Origin of the sequence: Zhongshania sp. (assembly GCF_041623545.1) — a bacterium.
In the GTDB taxonomy this organism is placed as follows: domain Bacteria; phylum Pseudomonadota; class Gammaproteobacteria; order Pseudomonadales; family Spongiibacteraceae; genus Spongiibacter.
Genome location: NZ_JBFJWS010000241.1, coordinates 1 through 4943, shown reverse-complemented (window position 1 = coordinate 4943; position 4943 = coordinate 1). Strand labels below are relative to the sequence as shown.

5 protein-coding genes are annotated in these 4943 nt (G+C 48.7%); 3 read left to right on the top strand and 2 right to left on the bottom strand.

All coding sequences use genetic code 11. The annotated features are described in order from the left end of the window. Positions 1-187, top strand: a 187-nt coding sequence (locus ABYT30_RS15480) for a hypothetical protein (RefSeq protein ID WP_373097401.1), incomplete at its 5' end; no start/stop codon positions are given. Positions 188-237: 50 nt separating this feature from the next. Here ABYT30_RS15480 and ABYT30_RS15475 read toward each other — a convergent pair. Both ABYT30_RS15475 and ABYT30_RS15470 read right to left on the bottom strand, forming a co-directional pair. Further along, positions 238-1698, bottom strand: a complete 1461-nt coding sequence (locus ABYT30_RS15475) for a flavin-containing monooxygenase (protein WP_373079746.1) — start codon at positions 1696-1698, stop codon at positions 238-240. A 125-nt stretch (positions 1699-1823) separates the two neighbouring features. Next, positions 1824-2915, bottom strand: coding sequence for an SMP-30/gluconolactonase/LRE family protein (locus ABYT30_RS15470; protein WP_373097400.1), 1092 nt, complete (start codon positions 2913-2915; stop codon positions 1824-1826). A gap of 166 nt (positions 2916-3081) precedes the next feature. On the opposite strand from ABYT30_RS15470, the gene ABYT30_RS15465 reads away from it, so the two are divergent. Both ABYT30_RS15465 and ABYT30_RS15460 read left to right on the top strand, forming a co-directional pair. After that, positions 3082-4107: an AraC family transcriptional regulator gene (locus ABYT30_RS15465; RefSeq protein ID WP_373097399.1), complete on the top strand. Its 1026-nt coding sequence runs from the start codon at positions 3082-3084 to the stop codon at positions 4105-4107. Between the two features lie 191 nt (positions 4108-4298). Further along, a partial coding sequence (locus ABYT30_RS15460; RefSeq protein WP_373097397.1) for a TonB-dependent receptor plug domain-containing protein occupies positions 4299-4943 on the top strand: 645 nt, incomplete at its 3' end.

Below are 4943 nucleotides of genomic sequence, written 5' to 3'. Positions count from 1 at the left end.
CTTTGAAATTGGCTTTGTTCGCGCTACTGAAGCAGGTTACAGCGTCGCATTTACCTGCCAATCTAGCTTAGATGACGCCGCATCAGACGATGACATCAGTTTTACCGAAGTCATTCCGGTAATGGTCACCGCCAAGCAAACGTCAACAGTAAGCTTTAGCGAAGTTCCCGTCGCTCCAGCCCCCTAAGCCGCTGAATGAAAAAACGCAGGGACGCGTTTTAAACACTTCGCAATACATTAACTTATTTTGAAATCAGCCCACTGCACCTGCCGAGTACGTCGAATATATTCATAGGTTGAACCCGGCCAGTTATTGGTTATTTTATCCCCGTCTTTATACCAACTCGCCTCAATGGCATTCCACGCCATTTTCGACAAGCGCTGCTGCATTTCCTCATTATACTTTTGTTCAACCTCAGCCTTTACTTCAATCACTGTCTGCGCATTGCGGTCTAAGGTTTCTATAGCATCAGTAATATAGCGAGCCTGACTCTCAGCCATAATCACAATAGAGTTGTGACCAAGATTTGTATTGGGGCCATACAGCATAAATAAATTTGGAAAGCCGCCAGTCATCATTCCCATATATGCTTGGGCACCATCGTGCCATGCGTCACGGAGGCGTTGACCGCCTATACCGCGAATATCCATTGGCGCCAGAAAGGGGTTCGTTTTAAAGCCAGTGCCATAAATGATGACATCTGCAGGAACCTCCCTTCCGTCTCTTGTTACGAGCCCTGTTTCTGACAAGCGCGCAATACCGCTAACCTCGAGATCCACATTCGCCATCGCCATCGCAGGGTAATAATCATCAGACACCAGTATACGTTTGGCACCCATTGGATAATCAGGCGTTAACTTAGCCCGTAACGCTGGGTCTTTAATATGTTTCTTTATATAGCGCCGATGCATCCACAATCCAATAATGCAGTGTAAGCGTCGCCCCTGCATTATTGGGTAGATCAGTAATTCATTACGCAACCATACGCTGAAACGGTAGTAACTTGCTACGAGTGGAATTCGTGCTGACAACCATTGCTCCCACGCCTTATACGGGCGATCTAACTTGGGGATCACCCAGTTTGCGCCACGCTGAAACACGGTGAGTTTCGCGACCGTCGGCGCTATTTGTGGGATAAACTGCAAAGCACTGGCGGCATTGCCAACAACCGCGACGCGCTTACCACTAAGATCTACGTCATGCTGCCACCGCGCTGAATGAAATTGCGGCCCATTAAATTCGCTCTGACCATCAATCTTAGGGGTGAATGGGTGATGCAATTGGCCTACTGCGGACACCAAAAATTGACAACACCACTCCTCGCCGCCAGCACTGCGTATGCGCCAACATTTCGCCTGTTCATCAAAATGCGCGCTACTCACTTCCGTCCCAAAACAGATATGCTCATACAGCCCATATTTTTTAGCTGTACCCTTTAAATAATCATATATTTGCGGCTGCTCAGCCCACTTATAATGCCAATCAGCATTGTGCTCAAATGAATAACTGTACAGTGCCGATGCGATATCACACTCGGCACCTGGATAGTGATTTTCGCGCCAAGTACCACCAACTTCGTCAGCCTTTTCCAAAATAGCAAAATCGGTGATACCCGCTTTTTGCAAGTGAATGGCTAAACCCATGCCTGAAAAGCCGGCGCCAATAATGATAATTTTTTGCGTGGTAATCTCTGTCACTGCCCATCCCCGCCTTGCCACTCTTAACTTCCTGCGGATACCCGCAAGCGTGAAGTGCTTATTATTTTCTGAAAAAATAGCCTAGTAGTACCGATAAAAGATCACAACCAACCAAGATCATGCGACTACTTACCCATAGACAATGGCAACACCGCAACCGACGACATGGCCAAGCTACCCAACCAAATATAGCCGTCATATTCATTTACGCTGGTTACTGTGTGATAGACACCACTTGCCGACTGGAGATTGAATTTGACACCGCCGCTAACGCTGAGACCAGCAACAAAACCGACTTGGTTTGCCGGCACAAGCAGATTGGCAGGCAATCCACCGAGCAGCTTTCGTATAAAGGGATACTGCGCTAAGGCATCAATCTCTTTACTTCGCAAAGCGGGCATAGCTAACCAAAAGGTATCAACGCCATTAAAGCTGATGTTATCCGGCATACCGGGCAAACCGTCTATAAAGACATCGCTCACCCCGGCCTTCTCCCCCTTCAGCCACAAACGAGTTACCCGTGACGCGCCGGTTTCATTGACCAATACAAACTGATCGTCAGGACCGAGGGCAACGCCATTCGCAAAATACAAATTGCTTAGATGTACCGTTGTTTGCCCAGTAGCCGGCGAGTAACTTAATAAACGCCCGGTGGCACTGGCCTCCACTAAATCGTAAATATAATCGTGTAAACCAAAGCGGCCCGAGGCATCACTAAACCAAATAGTGCCATCCTCGGCCACGTCAACGTCATCAATAAAACGCAAGGAGGGGTCGTCGGCATAATCGACTAGCGTTGTTATATCCCCGACAGCAGACACTAACAACAACCCCTTGAATGCGTCCGCCACAATCAAATTCCCTGCACCATCAAATTGCATGCCCAAAGGGCGACCACCGGTATTAACAAACTCCTGAGTACTCCCCTCCAATAACCGACCATCATGCGCGGCAAAACGCACGATGCGACCATCTTGATAACCAGTATAAAAATTACCGTCTGGGCCATACACAATATCTTCTGGGCCGATTCCGATGTTTTCCAGCTGCCGTGTTACGACCGCTAAACGTTCATTTCCCTCGAACTCACCAATCAATCCCTCAGAAACAGGAACGTTAAACACCACCGGTTGAATAGGCGAGCGTACGTAGAGCACAACACCCCCGCCAAATAGCAACAATGCCACAACCGCACTCACTCGGAAAAAGCGTCTCATTAGACTATCTCTTATTGTTATCGACTTTAAATTTAGCTCAACTGCCTTCCCAGCAATTGCACCTATTTCTTATAACCGCAAAACACTGGCGACACCTGTGCAATAAGACTATGCTAAATTTAGCATTTGATGACAGCATGCTAGCTTTTTTTATGGATGTAAACTAATGCGGCCCCTGATACGAACCTCTGCCCTTAGCGGATACAAAGAACTTGTTCGAGAACTCGGCGGAAACCCAGAAGCCCTACTGCTGCAATTTAATATTGATCCAGAGCGTCTTGACGACCTAGATTATCTTATTTTCTTCCACAGCCTTATGCAGGTGTTAGAGGCATCCGCAAAACTGTTGCGATGCCCCGACTTTGGCCTGCGTCTATCTGCAAAACAAACAATGGAAACCCTTGGCCCAATCGCCATTATGGCCCGCACATCAAACACGGCTGGCGATGCCTTGTTTTGTATTGCCCGCTATATTGCCCACCACAGCCCAGCGATCACACTGGCACTAGACGACAAATCAGCGCCGCAATATCCGCGAATCATGCTCGACATCAACGTGACTGATTTCCCCTATCGCCACCAGACGGTAGAAATGGCGACGGGCTTAATGGCCAATATTCACGCCATGTTAACGGAAAACCGCAAGCGACCTGAAGCAGTACTATTTAGACACAGCAGAGCCTTGGACCTAAAGGTCTACAAGCGCCACTTTGGTTGCCCGGTACTCTTTAATCAAGACTGCAATGCCTTGGTACTCACACCGGAACAACTTGATTTTCCGATACGCACCGCCGACGCATTTCAACGCGACATCATCGCGAACTACCTGATCAAGAAAAGTGCGGGCTCGCCCTTAAGCTTTATTGAACAAACCAGTTTTATCATTGGCCGCCTACTACCCACGCAGTGCTGCAATATTAAAAGCGTGGCGAACGAATTATTTATGCACCCTCGCACCCTCCAACGGCGCTTAAAAGAGGAAGGTTATATCTTTGAAGAAATGGTGGACAACATCAGAAAACGGGACGCACAGAACTTCCTCGCCGAGCAACGCATGCCAATGGCGCAAATAGCGGCCCTGCTAGGCTACCAAGAGCAAAGCTCATTCAACCGCGCCGCCAAACGCTGGTTCGGGGTCACCCCCAATAACTACCGTAAATCACTGCATTTCATAGAAAAATTGAAAAGCTGAGGCTTACGTCACGCTGCAAACCACCCCCAAATGCGCAATAGAAAAGGCATGGACAATAGCCTTGCTGTCAGTCGTCAAATGACAAAAATATGTCGTAAAATGACAATTACCAGCATTGAAATATCGGCATCCTCGCGAACGTAAAATTCCAACGCACCATCAACCTCGTCATCGTTTTAAAGGAATAGTCCATGCAACAGCGTCGCTCCCCCTTAAACAAGAGCCACAGGCATCTATTGCACGCCAGTATTTACTTAGCCATCGCCAGCTCCGCCAGCAACACTTTTGCCGCGCCAATGCTTGAAGAGGTATTGGTCACCGCGCAAAAACGCAGCCAGAGCACACAGGACATTCCCGTAGCGGTAACGGGCTTAACGAGTACTCAACTAGACAAATACGGTTTTGAAAACGCCAGCGACATTTCTGCACAAGTGCCAAACATGCAGGTAAGCGGCCCCTACGGCGACATTCAGCCGATCTTTGCGATTCGCGGCGTCAGCATGTCGGACTACAGCTCCAATCAAGCCAGCCCAATTGGCGTTTACGTAGACGAGACTTATTTAGCCCCGGTTTACAGCCACGGCGCTAACTTCTTTGATATTGAACGTCTCGAGGTCCTACGTGGCCCACAAGGCACGCTTTACGGTAAAAACACCACTGGTGGTGCGATTAATATCATCACTCGCACCCCCCAGTTTGATGACGAGCCCAGCAGTTACATCAAACTCGGCGCGGGAAGCTTTAACGCAACGAGCGCTGAAGCTGGCGCCGAAACCCAGCTTATTGATGGTGTTTTGTCCGCACGCGGCGCATTAAGCTTTAAACGTGACGACGGT